We start from the raw sequence: 16,986 nt of genomic DNA on the forward strand, positions 1-16,986 counted from the left end.
TCACCGCGGTGCGGTGAGCTGGGTCGCCGGGTATTTCGTGTGCAGGTCGGCGATTGCGGTGGCCGGTGCGTTGCGTACGGCGTGGTCCAGGAAGGCTGTGACGTAGTCGTTCTGGATCGAGAGCGCCTGGCGTGGGTTGACGGACCCCAGCCCGATCAGGCTGCGAAGCGGTGGGCCGAGGAAGTACAGGTCGTAGTCGGTGAAGTTCAGGTGGTGGGCGCCTTCGACCACGACCTGCCAGTGCGGGCCGGTGCTTGCCTGCAGCAACTTCGTGGCGGTGGTCCGCTCACCGCCCTGGTCGGTGGCCTTCGGGCCGCAGGTGCCGGTGGTGCAGGAGTCCTCGGCGCCGATGATCATGAACGGCTTCGTAAGCCCGGTGTCCACGACCCGGCCGAACTGCGTACCGTCGAGGTCGACCGCACCGGCGCACCGCGCGTCCACCCGGCAGGCCTCGAGCGACGACGCCCCGCCGAACGAGTGCCCGACGTACGCCACCTTCGGCTCGAGTCTGCCGCCGAACTGCCCGGTCTGCCCGAGCGCCAGCACCTGCCCGGCGACGAAGCGCGCATCCGTCGCCCACTCGGCCGCCAGCCGATCGCCGGTCTGCTGGCTCTCGCCGGTGTGCCCGCCGACGTCCGGCGGATTCCCCTCCCGGTTCGAGGTGACGGCCTGGCCGCCGAGCACGGTCAGGTTGGCGCTGTACGTCGGCGTCAGTCCGGCGACGACATACCCGTGGCTCGCGAGGCTCTCGGCGAGCGCGCTGTACTGCGGTGCCGCGAACCCCATGCCCGGCTCGAGCACCACGACCGGGAACCGCCCGTCCGCCACCGCGGCGCCGTCGATCGAGCGCACCCGGATCTTGCCGAAGTCGGTCTCGAACCACCCGACCGGCGCCCCGAACGCGAGCTTCGACCAGAGCCCCGGAGTGTAGGCCGGATGCGGCCCCTGCGCGTCCGCCGGCGCGGGGTACCAGAGCCAGACGGACAACCGCCGCGGTCCGTGATGCGGGTCGAGCGGATCCGCACGCCCGGCGTCGACCCACTCGAAACTGGTCCGGCCGACCTGGTACTGCCCTGTCAGCGCGGGCAGCACCACCTGTCGCGCCCCGAACGCCGCCATCGCCATCACGTACCAGGCCAGCAGCACCAGCACGCTGCCGATCCCGATCAGTACCCGCCGTCGCCATCGATGTGCACGCATGCCGGCCATAGTACACACTGCGTACTACGTGATGCGTACTAGCGCTCAGCCGGCACTCAGGGAACCGTGGATACGGTCCAGTCATGGCACGGATCGGGAGACGTGCCCTGGCGGCGTTGCTGCTCGGGTTCCTCGCCCTGGGCGCGGCGGCTCCGGTGTCCGCCGGAGCCGATGCGGCGCGCGTCGTGGTGCTCGGCGTGAGCGGCCTGAAATGGTCGGACGTGTCGGCGGGTACGACGCCGAATCTGTGGCGCCTGACCGGGGAGTCCGCTGTGGCGGCTGTGTCGGTACGGACCGTGGACGTGGTGGGTTGTCCCGCGGACGGCTGGCTGACGTTGAACACCGGCGTACGAACGGCGGCGCCGCGGGGCGAGGACGGTGGCTGCGTCGCGCCGGACCAGTTGACGGCCCAGGGGAGAGTGTTGCGGTGGTCTGACGTCGAGTTGCTGGGGGCGCAGTCGTCGTACGATCCGGAATTCGGGCTGCTGGCGGCGGGGGCTGCGCAGCGCGGGTGTGCGAGCGCGGTGGGTCCGGGGGCTGGGCTGGCGCTCGCCGATGCTCGCGGTCAGGTGGCGCGCTACAGCCCCGAGTTACGGTCCGCGGACCTGACGGCGTGTCCGTTGACGGTCGTCGACGTGCCGCCGAGTGGGCTGGAGGCGGCGATCGCGAAGGTGCGCGCCACGGTGCCGGCGGCCGAACTGGTGATCGTGGGTCTGCCCGACGGGTCGGCTCCGCACTTGCAGACGCTGGTCGTCCATGGGCGCGGGACCGGGGTGCTCGATGCGAACTCGACCCGGCATCCGGGTCTGGTGCAGCTCACCGACCTGACGCCCACGATTCTCGATGCCTTGGGCGTCAGCCCGTCCGATCGAGCCGTGGGCTCGGTACTGCGCACCACTTCCGGCTCCGCGCAACGGGTGGGGGACTTCGATCGGGCGGCGCAGACGATCGATCGCAACGTCACCGCGTTCTACTGGCTCGTTGCTCTCGGGGCTCTGGTCGTCAGTGGGCTGGTGATCGCGTTCGAGCGGCCGCGGTGGCTGCTCCTGGTCAGCGCGTCATTGCCAGTGGCATCGTTCCTGGCGAATCTCCTGCAGTGGTGGCGATTCCCGGCCGCCTCGCTCGTGCTGTGGGTCGGCGTGATCGCCTGGGCGGTCGTCGTCGGAACGGCGGCCAGGTTCGGTCCGTGGCGACGGGAGAGATTCGGGCCGGCGGGATTCGTGGCCGCGGCGACGGCGGTCGTGCTGGCGGCGGACGTGGTTTCCGGGTCGCGGTTGCAGCTGTCGAGTCTGTGGGGGTTGTCGCCGCTCGACGCGGGACGGTTCTACGGGGTCGGGAACGTTGCCTTCGGCGCCTTCGCGATGTCGGTGCTGATCTGCTGTGCGTGGGCCCGGAGCGTGCTCCCGCGGCGCGCGGCGCTGCTCGCCGTCGCCGCGATCGGCCTGCTGGCCGTGGTCGTGGACGGATGGCCGTCGTACGGTGCGGACTTCGGAGGAGTGCTCGCGCTGATACCGGGCGTGGTGATCGTTGCCGGGGTCCGGGTCCGCGCCCGATGGGTGCTGGTGGCCGGCGCCGTCGCGATCGCAGCGGTCACGGGGATCGCCGTGCTCGACTGGTCGCGCGGTCCGGGTAGCCGGTCGCACCTGGGGAACTTCGTACAGCAGCTGATCGACGGGACCGCCGGCAGCACCCTGCACCGCAAGCTCGACGCCAACTTGCAGTCGTTCGCGGGCCGCCCGTGGCTCGCCGTACTGATCGTGTTCGTCGTCGTGCTCAGTGCGGTCCTGGTGATCCGGCCCGGACGAAAGGCCACCGAGCTGTTCGAGGCCGAGCCGATCCTGCGCTCGGTCGTCGCGGCCTGCCTGGTGACGGCGGTCGTCGGACTGGCGGTCAACGACTCGGGTGTCATCGTGCTCGGCGTCTGTTGCGCCGTGGCGGTCCCGCTGCTCGTGCACGTCATGCGGGATTCGGCGACGCCAGCCCCACGTCGTACGCGAAGATCACCGCCTGGACCCGATCCCGCGCTCCGATCTTCGCCAGCACGCGGCCGACATGAGTCTTGACCGTCGACTCGGACAGGTGCAGACGGGCGGCGATCTCCGGGTTGGTCCAGCCGCGGCCGATCGCGATCAGGATCTCGCGCTCGCGATCGGTCAGTGCGCGGAGCTTGTCGCTGTCGGCGGACGCGGCGGGGAGCTGGTAGGCGTACGTGTCCAGCAGTCTGCGGGTCAGCGCGGGTGCGATGATCGCGTCGCCGGCCGCGACCGCGCGGATGCCGCCGAGCAGCTCCTCCGGGCGGGCGTCCTTCAGCAGGAACCCGCTGGCGCCGGCCCGGAGCGCGGCGTGCGCGTACTCGTCGAGGTCGAAGGTGGTCAGCACCAGGATCCGCGAGCGATTGCCGCTGGCAACGATCCGGCGGGTCGCCTCGATACCGTCCATTCCGGGCATCCGGATGTCCATCAGCACGACGTCGGGGTGCAGCTCGGCGGTCCGGCGTACCGCCTCCGAACCGCTCTCGGCCTCGCCCGCGACCTGTGTCTCCGGGACGGACTCGAGCAGGATCCGGAGGCCGAGGCGCTGCAGCGGCTGGTCGTCGACGATCAGTACGGTGGTCATGAGGTCATGGCGTCCTTTGCGGGGCGAGGTCGAGTTCGGTCTGCACGCGCCAGCCGCCGGCCGGAGTACGCCCGGTGCGTACGACGCCGCCGTACAGCGCGGCCCGCTCCCGCATGCCGATCAGGCCTTGCCCGGCCGCGGATTCGGGGACGAGTGGTACGCCGACCGGCCCGGTGTCCTCGACCCGGATCCGGAGCTGCTGCCGGACGACTTCGAGCGACACCTGCGCCTCGGTGTCCGGCCCGGCGTGCTTGAGGGTGTTCGTCAGCGCTTCCTGGACGATCCGGTACGCCGCCAGTTGGAGACCGCGGTCGGCCGGGAACTCGCCGGCGGTGCGGTAGCTGACCCGCGGCCCGGCGGCCCGGAAGCGCTCGCACAAGGCGTCGACGTCCGCGATCCCGGGCTGCGGGCTGAGCTCCGGTACGACGGTGTCGTCGCGCAGCGCAGCGAGCGTCCGGCGCAGGTCGTTGAGCGCCTCGCGCCCGGTCTCGCCGATCAGCGTCAGCGCCTCGGCGGTCCGCTCCGGATGCACCCGGACGGCGTAGGCGCCGCCGTCCGCGAGCCGGATGATCACCGACAGGTTGTGGCCGAGGATGTCGTGCATCTCGCGGGCCACCCGGGCCCGCTCCCCGGCGACCGCGAGCAGGGTGCGCTGGTCGCGCTCGATCTCCAGCCGGGCAGCACGGTCGCGGAGCCCGGCCAGCTGCGAGCGCCGGATGCGGACCACCAGGCCGAGCGCGATCGCCGCGGTCATCGCGCTGACCAGGAAGAAGGCGATCTCCGCCACCGACTTGATCGGCGCCACCCGGACGACGGCGAACGCGAACACGGCGATCGTGATCGCACACGCCCAGAGCAGCCGGCGCAGCGAGCTGTGCAGGGTGAGGCTGTAGAGCGCGATCAGCAAGGCGACGTCTGCCCGCAGGAACACGAGCAGTGACCACTGCACGGTGAAGGCGACCGCGGTCAGTACGAACGCCGTCATCGGCGCGCGCCGCCGTACGAAGAGTGGCAGCACGAGACCGGCCTGGAGCGCGATCATGCCCCACCGGGGCGGTTGCATGAACACCCCGCCCAGCCCGCGCGGATCGACGCCCCGCACGAGGTCCGGTACGCAGAACAGCAGCACGGCACCGATCACCACGAGCGTGTCGAGAACCCACGGACGGGTGCGATCCGCGCGGCGCAGCCGCCGGGCGACCTGGCTGAGGCGGACCACCCAAGGGTGCCGCCACAGCGGATCAGGATCGACCGGCGGCACCTGGCCACCCATCACCGTCACGAGTCCATTGTGACCGTCGGCGTCCATGGTCACCGGCGCTTCTCAGCCGCCGCTCAGGCGTCGCTGCGCGACAACCGCCACGCCGCCCCGGCCAGCGCCAGCGCGGTCCAGGCCGCGAAGACCAGGAATCCCGGACCTGCTGACAGCGTGTGCGGTCCGTGGTGCAGCGAGTACATCGACTCGCCCGCGATGCTCGGCAGGTACGGCTGGATCGCGTTGTGCCACGACGTCGACAGCAGCGAGACCAGACCGGGCACGAGCATCAGCCCCGCGACCAGCACGGAGATGGCGCCGGCAACGGAGCGCAGCAGAGCGCCGAGCGCGACGCCGATGACGCCGATCAGCCCGAGGTAGACCGTCGCACCGAGCAGACTCCGGACGACCCCGCTGCTGGAGATCGACAACGCGGCCGGCGTGTTGTGCACGATTCCGCTGTCCACGAAGAAGGTCACGAACGACCCGACCAGGGCGATGGCCAGCGCCACCACGCCGTACACCGCGGCCTTCGACCACAACACCGGCAACCGCCGCGGGACCGCCGCGAGGGTCGAACGGATCGCTCCGGTCGAGTACTCGCCGGCCGTCACCAGCACCCCGAGCACCCCGAGCGCGAGCTGCGACAGCGGTATGCCGAACAACGACAAGCTCAGGGCCGTCGAGTCCCGGAAGTCCGGGTCCAGCTGCCGCCCGGACGTGACGCCGGAGTAGTAGCGCCAGGCCGCAATGGTGCCGAAGGCAATCAAAAACAGGAGCGCCAGGCCGAGCGTGATCCAGGTGGACCGCAGCGACCACAGCTTGGTCGACTCCGACCGCAGCACATGTGTCCCGGTGACCCTGTACGCCGGCCTCGTGGCCGCGGCGGGCGGTTTCTGTGCGACGGCGGTCATGCGGCACGCTCCTGCAGGTCGGTCGTGCCGTGATACACCACGTCGTCGCGGGTGAGGTCCATGAACGCCTGCTCGAGCGACACCTGCACGGTGGTCAGCTCGTACAGTGCGATCCCGTGCTCGGCGGCCGTCGTACCGACGGTTCGCGCCGACAGACCGGTGACCTCGAGCTTCTCGGAGCCGGCCTCGCCGACGATCTGCACGCCCGGCCCGGCGAGCGCGTCCCGCAACCTCGCGGGGTCCGCGGTCGCGACCCGTACGGCGTCGCCGCCGGACTGCCGGACGAGTTCGTCGACGCTCGTGTCGGCGAGCAGCTTGCCGCGGCCGACGATGATCAGCCGGTCCGCGACCAGCGCCATCTCGCTCATCAGGTGCGACGACACGAACACCGTCCGCCCCTCGGCCGCGAGTCGGGTGAGCAGGTTGCGGATCCACAGCACGCCTTCGGGATCGAGCCCGTTCACCGGCTCGTCCAGCATCACGGTCGCCGGGTCGCCGAGCAGCGCGCCGGCGATCCCGAGCCGCTGCCCCATCCCGAGCGAGAACTGACCGGCCCGCTTCCGCGCGACCGACTGCAGACCGGTCAGTTCGATCACCTCGTCCACCCGCCGGCGTGGGATACCGTGCGTCTGCGCCTGGGTGAGCAAGTGGTTGAAGGCGGACCGGCCAGGGTGCACGGACCTCGCCTCGAGCAGCGCGCCGACCTCCTGCAACGGCGACGGATGCTCCCGGTAGTGCTTGCCGTTCACCGTCACCGAGCCGCTGGTGGGCGCGTCCAGGCCGATGATCATCCGCATCGTCGTCGACTTCCCGGCACCGTTCGGCCCGAGGAACCCGGTGACCGCGCCCGGCCGGACCGTGAACTCCAGCCCGTCGACCGCCGTCGTCTCGCCGTACCGCTTCGTCAGCTGTTTCGCCTCGATCATGCAGCCAAAGGTAGGAAGCCCGGACCGCCGCAACCGTAGTACCGGGGCCTGATCTTCCAGCCTTCGGTGGTACCGGGGTACTACGTCACCCGAGCGTCGTGAGCAGGGCCGTGATCGCCGCCTTCTCGGCGGTCGGGTCCTTCTTCTCGCGGACCGCGGTGAACAGCGCGTCGTTCTGCCCGTCGATGAAGTCCCAGGCGGTGCCGTCGAGCGGCTTCAGCTTGTCCTGGTCGTCGTCCCACGCCTTCTCGTACGCGTTCACGCCCTGGTTGAGCGCGGCCTGGTCGCCCTTCGCCAGCGCGACGTCCATGCTCTTGACGAGCGTCCGGAACTGCCTGACGTCGGCGCCCGGGAAATGCGCGAGCGCCTGCTGCGAGCTGAGGTGGATGCCGGACGCCGGGTTCGGGCCGTCGCCCTCGGCCGCCGCGTTCGCGTGCGGCTGCGCGGACGCCCAGTTCATCAGTACGCCGGCCGCGATCGCGGAGGCGGCCATCACGCCGGCCATCGGCCATTCCCGGCCGCGCCGGTGGTACTTCGGGACCCGGGTCTGCTGGTGGTCCTCGATCACGTCGGACTTGGTCAGCGTCAGGTACACCACGGTCGCGAGGATCGCGGCCAGGAAGATCAGGCTGGTGACGAGCGTCCCGAGGCCGAGGCCCTGGTCGGGGACCTTCGGCGATGCCAGCCAGTCGCCGAGGTTCGCACCCAGCGGGCGGGTCAGCACGTACGCGAGCCAGAACGCCAGCACCGGGTTGGCGCCCATCCGCCAGCAGGCCACGATGATCGCGATCAGCGCCAGCGGCAGCAGGACCGAGACCCCGGGGCTCCAGCCGGTCAGCTCGAGCGTCCAGTCACCGGCCGCCGTACCGAGCGCGAAGGTGACCAGCACGGCCAGCCAGTAGAACGCCTCGCGCGGCCGGCTCACGATGCTGTGGATCGACAGCGTCCGCTCCCGGGCGAACCAGATCCCGAACACCACCGCGAGCCCGGCGGCGAACACCGACGTGCTGATCCACAGCGGTACGCCGAGCTGATCGGTGAGGATGTCCGTGTAGAGCGTGCCGGTCACGCTGACCACCACGACGGTCAGCCAGTACGCCGCCGGTCGATACCGCGACGTGCTGAACTGCCAGATCAGGACGGCCGCGAACACCACGGTGAAGATCACCGCGGTGGCGACCAGCCCGACACCGAGCTGCATGTTGATCCAGTCCGCGAAACTCTCGCCGACCGTCGTACAGAGAATCTTGATCAGCCAGAACCAGATGGTGACTTCGGGCACCTTGTTCAGCAGCACCTTGGGCGCCGCTGTGCGGGTTGCGGTGTTGGTGGTCATAACGGGCAGCCTCGCGCGAACAACCTGCACGAGACCTGACTAGCGCCGCGGGAACCGGACTTCGACGTGTCCGCGGCCGTCGGCGATCGCGCGGACCGTGATGCCGGTCGCGGTGGCGATCCGGCGGACCACGGCGAGGCCGAGGCCATGTCCGTTTGTGCGGCTGTGGCCGGGGGTGAAGACGCGGTCCAGGTCGTCCTCGCGGAAGCCCGGGCCGTCGTCGAGGACGTGCACGAGGACGTGGTCGTCGTACCCCTCCGCCGTCAGCGAGACCGCGGACCGCGCGTGGTGGGAGGCGTTGTCGAGCAGCGGTGCGAGGACGGCGACCGCGACATCGGCGGGTACGGCGACCTCCAGGTCGGGCGGGAGATCGCCGTACCCGATCTGTTCGAGGACAGGTGCCAGCCGGCAGCTCGCCTCGCGGGGCATCCGGGAGCGGGCGGCGTCGAGGATCGCGGTCACCGCAGTACTCAACCGGTCCGTCTCGGTGCGGACCAGCTCCGGGGCGACCTCGGACCCGGTCAGCTCCGCGAGTTGCGCCTCGCCGCGCAGGACGGCCATCGGGGTGCGCAGTTCGTGGGCGATCTCGTCCGTCAGCCGGCGCTCGTCGGCGATCGCGTCCGAGACCCGGTCGAGCAACCGGTCGAACGTGTGCGCGAGCTCGCCGAACTCGTCCCGCGGCGGCCCCATCCGGAACCGCCGGTCCGGGTCGTGGTCACCCCACTCGTCGGCCAGCGCGGACATCCGCCGTACGACGTGCAGCGAGCGGCTGACACCGACGTACGCGATCACGCCGGCGAGCACGATCGCGAACGCGCCGAGGATCAGCGACATCACCAGGCTGCGCTGTTCGGACCGCTCGTAGGGGGCGAGGTCCACCATCACGACAACGGTCACGTGCCGTCCCTGGACGGGCAGCGGCGCGCCGTACAGCAGGAAGCGCCGGGTGGTCACGAACTCGTTCCGCCCGGACCGGCCCAGCTGCTGTACGTCGTCGGCGGTCGGCGGATGGAGTACGCCGTCGATCAGCCGGCCGTCGGCGTACACCCAGGCGACCGTGTCGAACGCGTCGCCCGTGCCCTCGACCAGGCGGAGCTCCCCGGCGACGACCTCGACCGTCGCGGCAACCGCCTCGGCCCGGGTCCGGGCGAGCGTCCTGGTGTCGGCCTCGGTCGCCCGGGTCAGCAGGACATGACTCAGGACGACGAGGACCGCGACGACCAGGGTCGCCGTCAGCACCGCGAGCGAAACGATCCGCCCGCGGAAACCCGTCAATCCCATCGGTAGCCGACCCCGCGGACGGTCGCCACCCGCTCCGCGATCCCGAGCCGGTCGAGCTTCACCCGGAGCCGGCGCAGGTACGAATCGAGCGTGTTCTCGCTGACGTACGCCCCGTGCGGCCAGCCCGCCGCGACCAGCGCGTGCCGCCGTACCACCTCGCCCGGGACCGCGATCAGCCGCCCGAGCAGCCGGAACTCGGTGGGCGTCAGCGCCTCGCCGGTCGTTCCCCGCCGTACCTCATGGCTCGTCGGGTCCAGCACCACCTCGCCGGCCGCGACGTTCACCGTCGTCCGCCGGAGCAGCGCGCGGACCCGGACCAGCAGCTCCGGTACGTCGAACGGCTTGGTCAGGTAGTCGTCCGCGCCCGCCTCGAAGCCACTCACCTTGTGGTGCAGCCCGCTCAGCGCGGTCAGCACCAGCACCGGCGCATCGACCCCGTGCGCCCGCAGCGCCAGGCAGACGTCCCGCCCGTCGGCGTCCGGAAGGCCCAGGTCCAGGACCACCGCGTTCGGCGCCGGCTCCAGTTGCGCGAGCAGCTCACGACCGTTGGCAGCGGCAACGACCGAGTGCCCGTCGCCCTCCAGCGCACGCCGCAGGACGCCACGTAACGCACGATCGTCTTCACACACCGCAACTGTCGCCATCCGGCGCAACCTACCCATCCGTAGCTGAGCGCCGGCTGAATTCCTACTGGCAGAGGGCCGTGTCGAGGGCGGCGGCCACCCGTTTGGCGTCGGCTTCGGTGGTCGGCATCGAGGTGACCGCCAGGGCAGCCTCGCGGCCGTCGGTGGTGACCTCGTTGCGAGTCTCGAAGCCGAAGATGTCGCCGCCGTGGCCCCACGCGTAGCCGCCGCAGGGCAGCGGCCGGGCGGCGATGCCGAGGCCGTACCTGCCGCCGGGCGTCACGTCCAGTCCAGGCGCGGGGACGGTGGTGAGCATCTCCTTCAGCTGCGCGGGGCGCAGAAGCCTGCCGTCGATGAGTGCGGTGAAGAAGCGGTTCAGGTCGGCGGGCGTGGACACGATCGCGCCGGCGGACCAGGCGGGCGACGGCTCGAGTTCGGTCACGTCGACGTTCCGGCCGTTCGGCGTGGTCTTGTAGTAGCCGTGCGGGTGCGGACCCGCGATGGTCTGATCGCCGAGCGCCGGCCAGTACGTGTCCCGGAGGCCGATCCGGTCGATCACCCGCCGGGTGATCTCCTCGCCGACCGGTCGTCCGGTCACCTTCTGCACGAGTAGTCCGGCGAGGATGTAGTTGGTGTTGCTGTACTCCCAGCTCGTCCCCGGCGGGAACGACGCCTTGTGCTTGAGCGCGACGTCGACCAGCTCCCGCGGTTCCCAGTACACGTGCTGCAGCTTCAGGTAGTCGCCTGCCAGTACGTCGTCGTAGTCGGGGATCCCGCTGGTGTGCTGGAGGAGCTGCCGAACGGTGATCCGCCGCCCGTCCAGACCGTCGCCGCGGACCATTCCGGGCAGGTACCTGTCGATCGGCGCGTCCAGGTCGACCTTCCCCTCGCCGACGAGCTGCAGTACGACGGTGGCGGTGAACGGCTTGGTGTTGCTTCCGACACGCACCCGGCTGTCGCGCGGGACCGGCCCGCGGGTGGTCAGATCCGCGACTCCGGCGGTGTAGGTCCGGACCCGGCCGCCGCGGTCCCGGACGGTGGCGATCGCGCCCGGAAAACTGTTGCCCTTGGCAAGGGCGTCGAGTTGTTGCTGTACGGCGTCGCGCCGCTGGACCGTGGCGATGGCAAGCGTGAACTGTGAGCGTTTGGGCATGTCCCAAACGCTAGGAACGATGCCGTCGGCACGCGATCCCGCCGACGCCCGGTGTGCGGTAGAGCGTGCTCTACCATCGGTCGGCCCGGTCGCTGGATGGTTGCCGCGCGGCCGTCTTCGTAGCGTTTTCGTGTCAGTGAACGGAGACGGAAGGCACGGAGATGTCGGTGCAACTTGCGGTGCGGGTGGAGCAGCTCGTGCGGCGGTACGAGGCCGGGGGACAGCATGTGACCGCGCTGGCGGGGGTCGATGCCGCGTTCGCGCGGGGGACGTTCACCGCGGTGATGGGGCCTTCGGGGTCGGGGAAGAGCACGTTGCTGCAGACCGCGGCGGGGCTGGACCGGCCGACGTCCGGGCGGGCGTGGATCGGTGGGACCGAGCTGTCGAAGCTGTCGGAGACGGCGTTGACCCGGTTGCGGCGGAGCAAGGTCGGATTCGTGTTCCAGGCGTTCAACCTGGTCGATGCCTTGACGGTCGAGGAGAACATCACGCTGCCGATGCGGCTGTCCGGGACCCGTCCGGATCGCCGGTGGGTGGCGGAGGTCGTCGAGCGGGTCGGGATGGGCGACCGCCTGCACCACCGGCCGGCGCAGCTGTCCGGCGGGCAGCAGCAGCGGGTGGCGGTCGCGCGGGCACTGGCGATGCGCCCGGAGGTGGTGTTCGCCGACGAACCGACCGGCGCGCTCGACGGTACGACGGCCGCGGAGGTGCTCGCGCTGCTGCGGTCGATCGTCGACGAGCAGCAGCAGACCATCATCATGGTCACCCACGACCCGCTCGCCGCCTCGTACGCCGACCGGGTTCTGGTCCTCGCCGACGGCCGGATCGTCACCGACCTCCCACAGCCCGGTGTCTCCCGCATCGCCGCTGAGCTGGCCTCGCTCCACCCGAAGGAAGCTCGCGTGAGCGCGGGGGTGCGGGCATGACGGGGCTTGCGGTTCGGCTGCTCCGGCATCGTCCGGGCAGCGTCCTGGCAACCCTGATCGCGTTGGCGATCGGGGTGATGATTCTGACGAGTATGGGTTCGCTGGTGGAGTCCGGGCTGCGCTTCCGTCCCGACCCGCAGCGCTACGCGGCCGCCGACCTCGTCGTCGCCAAGCGCGACATCACCTTCGAACACAAAGAACTGGGCGATACCACCCGCACGACCCTCCACCTACCCGAAGCCGGCACCGTGCCGACGACCCTGGCCGACCGCATCCGCCGCGTCCCCGGCGTCGCCGCCGTCGTGGTCGACCAGTCGATCCCGGTCCAGGCCGGCTCCCACGTGACAACCGGCCACACCTGGTCCGGCGCCGAACTAGTTGCCGGAAGGAGTCCCAAGACCGACGACCAGATCGTCGTCGACACCACCCTCGCCACCAAACCGGGCCGGCAACTCACCCTGGTAACAGCGGGCGTCCCGCACCGCTACACAGTCAGCGGGATCACCACCCAACCGGGTGTCTACTTCACCCAGCACCGCGCCACGGAGCTCGCGCCCCATCCCGGCCGCGCCGACACCATCGCAGTCACCGAAGCACCCGACGCCGACCGTTCAACCGTCGCCGCCGCAGTGGACGCCCTGGCAACCTCCGAGTCGGCCAAGACCTACTCCGGCAACAACCGCGGCCAGGTAGAGCACCCCGACCTCATCGCGGCCCGCGACCTCCTGATCCAGATAGGCGCCGCTTTCGGCGGGTACGTCGTACTCCTGATCGTCTTCGTCGTCGCCGGCACGATCGCGCTCTCGATCCGCAACCGCCGCCGCGATCTGGCGTTGCTCCGGGCAACGGCCGCGACCCCGTGGCAACTTCGCCGCATGCTGATGGCCGAAGCCGCCGTGCTGGCAGCAGTCGCCTCGGTCATCGGCGTGCCGGCAGGTCTGCCGGCAAGCCGCTGGGTCGACGCGCAACTGATCGCGCGAGGCTTCATCCCGGCTGATTTCCCGCTGAAGACCGGCGTACTCGCCGCCCCGAGCGCTGTCCTGCTCATCGTCCTGCTGGCGGTCCTGGCAGCACTCCTAGGCGCTCGTCGCATCTCCACGATCCGCCCGGTGGAGGCCCTCGCCGAGACTGCGGTCGAGCAATCGCCTCCAGGAAAGGTCCGCCTCGGCTTCGGTCTCGCCTGCGTCGCTGGTGCCATCTCCGCCAGCGCGGTCTCCGTCGGTGCCGGCGGTCAGACCGCCCTCGCGGCGGCCTCGGGAATGCTCTACCTGTTCGTGATCGGCGTAGCCCTCCTCGCGCCGTGGATCAACGCGACCGCCGCCAAGCTCCTCGCCCCGGTACTGCGCGTCTTCTGGGGCAACAGCGGCTACCTGGCCGGTCGTAATCTGGCCGCCAACGCGCGCGGCATGGCGACCGTCCTCACCGCGCTCGTACTCGCTGTCGGCTTCGGCGGTTCGGTCTGGTTCCTCCAGGACAACCTGGAACGTCGTACCGTCGAGCAGGTCGGCGCAGGCACGCTCGCGCAGTACGCACTGGTCGCACCGGCCGGAATCTCCGACGCCACGATCCGCCAACTGCGCGGGATCCACGGCGTCGAGGCGGTGACCGCGAGCCGACGTACGTCGGTCGTCGTACGAGTCCTCGACAGCGCCGAGGCCGTACCGGCCCGCGCGATCGACCCGGACGGCGCGGCCGCGACGCTCGACCTCGACGTGACGAGCGGCGACCTGGCTGCCGTCAACCGGGACAACATCGCGGTGTCGGCGACCCGCGCCGCGTCGCAGGGGTGGAAGGTCGGCAAGACGGTCGAGCTGTGGCTGGGTGACGGTACGCCGCAACGGGTCCGGGTCGCGGCGATCTACTCGCGCGGTCTCGGGTTCGGTGACGTGGTGCTGTCGACCGACACCCTCGGGCTGCCCGCGGACGAGGCGTTTATCCGGGTCGCGCCGGGCGTCACGCCGCACCTTCCGGGCGCGACGCTCATCCCGACCAGCCGGCTGACCAGCGGGATCGCCGACGACCTCGCGATCAGTGCCTGGCTCAACAAGCTGCTGATCGGCGTGATGATCGGGTACGCCGCTCTGTCCGCTGCCAACACGATGATCCTCGCCGCACTCGCGCGCCGCCGCGAACTCGCCGTACTGCGCCTGACCGGCGTGACCAGCCGTCAGGTACGCCGGATGGTGAACGCCGAACAGGCGGGCCTGCTGGGCGTCTCGCTCGTGATCGGCGGAACCATCGCCGCCGTCGCCCTGACCGCGGTCGTCCGCGCGATCACCGGTAGCGCGTTGCCATATATCCCGGCCGTCGGCTGGGTGGCCGTCGTCGGGGGAGCGACACTGCTCGCGATGACGACCACCGTCGCCCCGATCGCCTGGCTGCTCCGCAAACCGTCCATCTCACAGACCGGAAGCCGCTGACCGTTCGTAGCAGGATTGCCACCGTTCGGCTCTGCCGCCCGCGGGCGCGCTTGCCGGGAAAACCCCCGGCAGGCGACGGTCTTCCCCGGTCCAGTCGTCGGAGATCGGAGCTGTGGCGTGCGCGAACTGGTACGGAAGGCACTGATCGGCGGGCTCGGCCTGATGCTCGCACTGCCTGCGGTCAACGCCGGAGCGGCCCCAGGAGCAGGACATCACTGGACAGCCACCTGGACAGCGAGCCCGACGGCCGCGATGGCGTCCGGCCTGTCGCACAACGGCCTCACCGACCAGACGATCCGCAACATCGTCTACCCGACCATCGGCGGTACGTCGGTCCGCGTCCGGCTGACGAACCGGTACGGCGCTCGTCCCGTCACGTTCGACCAGGTAACGGTTGGCCAACCCAACGGAACGAAGATCCCGCTGACCTTTCACGGCGGTACGTCGGTGACGATCGCGGCCGGCGCCGACGTGGCCGGCGACCCGGTCGCGCTCCCGGTCGAGCAGCGGCAGCCGTTGGCGATCAGCCTGTTCAGCGCCTCCGCCACCGGCCCGGCGACGTACCACAACGCCGCGCACACCACGTCGTACCTGGCCGCCGGTGATCACGCCGCGGACACGAGTAGTGATGCGTTCACGAGCAAGACCACGTCCTGGCTGTTCGTGGACGGCATCGACGTGGTGGCAGCGCCGCACGTCGGGACGATCGTCGCGCTCGGCGACTCGATCACCGACGGGACCGGGACGGCCGACAACAGCAACACGCGATGGAGCGACGCGCTGTTCGCACGGATCGCGGCCGGACCGCCCGGCCACCTGCAGGCGGTGACGAACTCCGGGATCGGTGGCAACGAGGTGACACTCGACCGCCAGCCGCCGTACTTCGGGGTCAGTGCCCAGCACCGGCTCGACGCGGATGTCCTCGACCAGCCAGGAGTCTCACTGGTGCTGGTTGCCGAAGGCATCAACGACCTGACTGCGAGCAACGTCCCCGCGGACAAGGTGATCGGCGGCCTGCAGGGCATCGCCGACCGGACGCACGCGGCGGGTCTGAAGATCGTTGGCCTCACCATCACCCCGTGCGGTGGGTACGGTGTCTGCGGCGCCGGGCCGCTCGGCCGGCGGGCGATCGTGAACAACTGGATCCGTACGTCGGGAGCGTTCGACGCGGTGGTCGACTTCGACGCCGTGGTCCGCGACCCGGCGAACCCGGACCACCTGCTGGCCGCTTACGACAGCGGCGACCACCTGCACCCGAACGCCGCCGCCTACCAGCAACTGGCGGACTCGATGGACCTGCCGCTGCTGGGCCGGCTGGTCAGTCGTCATCCACGGTGATCGCGCGGCGGCGCCGTCGACTCGCGGAAGATCAGGCGGTTGATCTTCTGCTCGGGAGGTGTCGGGGCCGGCTCGCCGCGGATCTCGGCCAGCAGGCGCTGGATCGCGACCCGGCCCTGCGCCTCGCGGTCGACGGCGACCGTGGACAGCGACGGCGTGGCGAACCGGCCGATCTCCTCGTCGTCCCAGCCGAACACGCTCAGGTCGTCCGGCACTTTCCATCCGCGGGCGAGCGCGCCGCGCACGACACCCATCGCGACCACGTCGTTCGCCGCCACGACCGCGGTCACCTCGGTGTCGTCCGGGAGCGCGAGGATCGCGTCGTACCCGCGCTGTGCCGACCAGTCGCAGTCGATCGCGCCGGCCGACCGCAGCCCGAGGCGCTCGATCGTCTCCAGGTACACGCTTTTCCGGTTCCGCGCCGAGGCGAAGTTCTCGATGTCGCCGGAGACGTGCAGGAAGGTCCGGTGTCCCAGTGACGCCAGGTGCTCGATGATCTCCCGGACCGGGCTCGCGTCGGCGAGCTCGGCCAGCCCGTGCAGGTTGTCGTCGTACGTGCTGCTCTCGACGATCGGCACCCGGTTCGTCTTCTTGCCCTTGAGGGCGAGCGGCGAGAACGCCAGGATGCCCTCGACCTGGCCCGACCTGGCCAGTTCGTCGACGCGGGCCGAGCGGGCCGCGGATCCGCCCTCGACGCTGACGATCTCGACCTGGTACCCGGCCTCGTGCGCGGTCTGGGAGGCCGCGGCGAGCAGCCGGCCGGGGAAGTGCATGCCGGAGGCAAGCACGATCGCGAGCCGGTTGGTGTGCCGGGTGCGCATCGACCGGGCGACCAGGTTCGGCCGGTAGTCGAGGGTCTTGACCGCGAACTCGACCTTCACCCGGGTCTTCGGTTTCAGGCTGTCCTTGTCCTGCAGGTAGCGCGACACCGTCGTGTGCGAGACCCCGGCCAGGCTGGCCACTTCGTGAATGGTGGCCGGCCGTCTGGGTGCTGACTC

Annotated in this window: 14 protein-coding genes; 4 read left to right on the forward strand and 10 right to left on the reverse strand. The window is 70.6% G+C overall.

All coding sequences use genetic code 11. The features are described from left to right. Positions 1-1,200 (reverse strand): hypothetical protein, encoded by a 1,200-nt coding sequence (locus AB0M51_RS37360; protein WP_363753056.1) that lies wholly within the window; start codon positions 1,198-1,200, stop codon positions 1-3. A gap of 83 nt (positions 1,201-1,283) precedes the next feature. Here AB0M51_RS37360 and AB0M51_RS37365 point away from each other — a divergent pair, with 83 nt between their 5' ends. Beyond that, the gene (locus AB0M51_RS37365; RefSeq protein ID WP_363753059.1) at positions 1,284-3,263 is read left to right on the forward strand and encodes a hypothetical protein; all 1,980 of its coding nucleotides are present in this window, start codon (positions 1,284-1,286) and stop codon (positions 3,261-3,263) included. Here the strand turns inward: AB0M51_RS37365 and AB0M51_RS37370 are convergent. From AB0M51_RS37370 to AB0M51_RS37405, 8 genes are all read right to left on the reverse strand, one after another. Beyond that, positions 3,157-3,816 (reverse strand): response regulator transcription factor, encoded by a 660-nt coding sequence (locus AB0M51_RS37370; RefSeq protein WP_363753062.1) that lies wholly within the window; start codon positions 3,814-3,816, stop codon positions 3,157-3,159. The two genes, AB0M51_RS37365 and AB0M51_RS37370, sit on opposite strands and share 107 nt — an antisense overlap. 4 nt (positions 3,817-3,820) lie before the next feature. Further along, the gene (locus AB0M51_RS37375) at positions 3,821-5,089 is read right to left on the reverse strand and encodes a histidine kinase (RefSeq protein WP_344191225.1); all 1,269 of its coding nucleotides are present in this window, start codon (positions 5,087-5,089) and stop codon (positions 3,821-3,823) included. A 62-nt stretch (positions 5,090-5,151) separates the two neighbouring features. Then, complete coding sequence (locus AB0M51_RS37380; protein WP_363753064.1) at positions 5,152-5,985, reverse strand: hypothetical protein; 834 nt, start codon at positions 5,983-5,985, stop codon at positions 5,152-5,154. Next, positions 5,982-6,911, reverse strand: a complete 930-nt coding sequence (locus AB0M51_RS37385) for an ATP-binding cassette domain-containing protein (protein WP_363753067.1) — start codon at positions 6,909-6,911, stop codon at positions 5,982-5,984. Before AB0M51_RS37385 ends, AB0M51_RS37380 begins: the two co-directional genes overlap by 4 nt. Positions 6,912-6,996: 85 nt before the next feature. Beyond that, on the reverse strand, positions 6,997-8,247 hold the full coding sequence (locus AB0M51_RS37390) for a hypothetical protein (RefSeq protein WP_363753070.1): 1,251 nt from the start codon (positions 8,245-8,247) through the stop codon (positions 6,997-6,999). A gap of 39 nt (positions 8,248-8,286) precedes the next feature. After that, complete coding sequence (locus AB0M51_RS37395; protein ID WP_363753073.1) at positions 8,287-9,528, reverse strand: HAMP domain-containing sensor histidine kinase; 1,242 nt, start codon at positions 9,526-9,528, stop codon at positions 8,287-8,289. Continuing rightward, positions 9,519-10,172 (reverse strand): response regulator transcription factor, encoded by a 654-nt coding sequence (locus AB0M51_RS37400; protein ID WP_363753076.1) that lies wholly within the window; start codon positions 10,170-10,172, stop codon positions 9,519-9,521. Before AB0M51_RS37400 ends, AB0M51_RS37395 begins: the two co-directional genes overlap by 10 nt. A gap of 43 nt (positions 10,173-10,215) precedes the next feature. Beyond that, a complete protein-coding gene (locus AB0M51_RS37405; RefSeq protein ID WP_363753079.1) occupies positions 10,216-11,304 on the reverse strand; it encodes a serine hydrolase domain-containing protein in 1,089 nt (362 codons plus the stop codon). A gap of 161 nt (positions 11,305-11,465) precedes the next feature. On the opposite strand from AB0M51_RS37405, the gene AB0M51_RS37410 reads away from it, so the two are divergent. The 3 genes from AB0M51_RS37410 (at position 11,466) to AB0M51_RS37420 (ending at position 15,988) form a co-directional block, all read left to right on the forward strand. Further along, positions 11,466-12,230 (forward strand): ABC transporter ATP-binding protein, encoded by a 765-nt coding sequence (locus AB0M51_RS37410; RefSeq protein WP_363753082.1) that lies wholly within the window; start codon positions 11,466-11,468, stop codon positions 12,228-12,230. Beyond that, a complete protein-coding gene (locus AB0M51_RS37415) occupies positions 12,227-14,650 on the forward strand; it encodes an ABC transporter permease (RefSeq protein ID WP_363753085.1) in 2,424 nt (807 codons plus the stop codon). Before AB0M51_RS37410 ends, AB0M51_RS37415 begins: the two co-directional genes overlap by 4 nt. 117 nt (positions 14,651-14,767) lie before the next feature. Further along, positions 14,768-15,988 carry an SGNH/GDSL hydrolase family protein gene (locus tag AB0M51_RS37420; protein WP_363753087.1) on the forward strand — a complete coding sequence of 407 codons (1,221 nt, stop codon included), beginning with the start codon at positions 14,768-14,770 and terminating at the stop codon, positions 15,986-15,988. On the opposite strand, the gene AB0M51_RS37425 is transcribed toward AB0M51_RS37420, so the two are convergent. Continuing rightward, entirely contained in the window at positions 15,976-16,950 is a 975-nt protein-coding gene (locus AB0M51_RS37425; RefSeq protein ID WP_363753089.1) for a LacI family DNA-binding transcriptional regulator, read from the reverse strand. The genes AB0M51_RS37420 and AB0M51_RS37425 overlap by 13 nt on opposite strands. Positions 16,951-16,986 lie beyond the last annotated feature (36 nt).

Origin of the sequence: Kribbella sp. NPDC051137 (assembly GCF_040682535.1) — a bacterium.
GTDB classification, from domain to species: domain Bacteria; phylum Actinomycetota; class Actinomycetes; order Propionibacteriales; family Kribbellaceae; genus Kribbella; species Kribbella karoonensis.